Source organism: Terriglobus sp. YAF25 (assembly GCF_052113305.1).
Lineage (GTDB): Bacteria > Acidobacteriota > Terriglobia > Terriglobales > Acidobacteriaceae > Terriglobus.
This window is the reverse complement of record NZ_JBFRCY010000989.1, coordinates 1-1,289: the sequence shown is the minus strand read 5'-3', so window position 1 is coordinate 1,289 and position 1,289 is coordinate 1. Positions and strand designations below refer to the sequence as shown.

The window sequence follows — 1,289 nt, the reverse complement described above, 5'->3', positions numbered from 1 at the left end:
GGGCATGGCTTTAGCCATGCCGTATCAGGTGTAGAAAGCAAGCGGCTTTAGCCGCTGAGGGCAAAGTGTTGGAGAAGCAGATTTCTCCGCTCCCTGTGACAAAACAAGCGGCCCCGAGTACTTGACAGAAGTACGAATTATTTCGTATTAAAGATAAAAATAGATTCATAGTTCTTCCTGGACGGTTATCTGATGCGATGCAGCAACGCAAAGGAGGCAACGTGTCCATTCGCTTGAGTTCAATCTATTTGATGATCTTTGTCTGTATGGGTGGAGTTGTTGTGTCATCGCTCCCTGCCCAGCAACCGTGTCGTGGTGCGGAGCTCAAAGACTCCGGCAAGGCATTGGAACGATCGGGAGATCGGCCTGGAGCGATCCGTCTTTATCAGCAGGCGGAGCAGGCTTATGAGCGATGTGGGCAGCAGGCAGAGGCGGTGATGCTGGCGAATGATCTTGCCGATGTCTACATGGCTGCGGGAGAGATGAAGAAGTCTTATCAGCAGAAGCTGATTGCGTTGAAGGGCTTCCAGCAGGCGAAGGATGAGATCAACATCTTTCGCGCCTCGGTCGCGATTGCGACGATTCTGTTCACGCAGAAGAAAAAGGAGGAGGCGTCGCGATATCTCGATATGGCACGGGTGGCTGCCCAACAGGCTGCCTTGGGTGATGACGATCGCGCGATGCTGCTAACTCTGGAGGGCGCCGAGATGCAACTCGCCGGAGCGCCGGAGGCGGCGTTGCCATGCCTCCGCGATGCACTTCGGCTTTGGATTGTGGTGGAGGGACCTGCTCATCCGAATGTTGGATGGGCGCATTTGATGCTGGGGCAGGACCTGGCGATCGCAGGGCGCCCCGAACCCGCGCTTCAGGAGCTGCAGACTGCAATCTCGATTCTGCATGTGAAGCTGCCGCGGAACGATCCGCATTATGTCTTTGCCGTGAAGGAGTATGCGCATGTGCTGGAGATGGCGGGAAGGAAGTCGGAGGCGAAGGGAATGATGGCTGCGGCGTTTCAGTGAGAATGCAAAACGGGCCGATACATATCTGCACTCCAAGTGATATACAGCTTGGGTTGGAAAATTGGTCTGTGTGCGGTCGATTCCGTTGACCCGATAGGCGAGAGACAGCCGCAAAGAGACATAGCCCTCAGCGGCTAAAGCCGCTTGCTTTGTGGCTTTCATACGGCACGGCTGAAGCCGTGCCCTTAAGCAAGGCATTTGCACCTGCGGTGCAAAACGATTGCGCTACGCGCAATGGCCGGCTCCGTATGCAGCGAAGCTCCGAAGCTC

General features: G+C 55.5%; 1 protein-coding gene. It reads left to right on the top strand.

All coding sequences use genetic code 11. From position 1 onward, the window contains the following. Positions 1–221 precede the first annotated feature (221 nt). A complete protein-coding gene (locus tag AB4043_RS25890) occupies positions 222–1,019 on the top strand; it encodes a tetratricopeptide repeat protein (RefSeq protein WP_442303438.1) in 798 nt (265 codons plus the stop codon). Positions 1,020–1,289 lie beyond the last annotated feature (270 nt).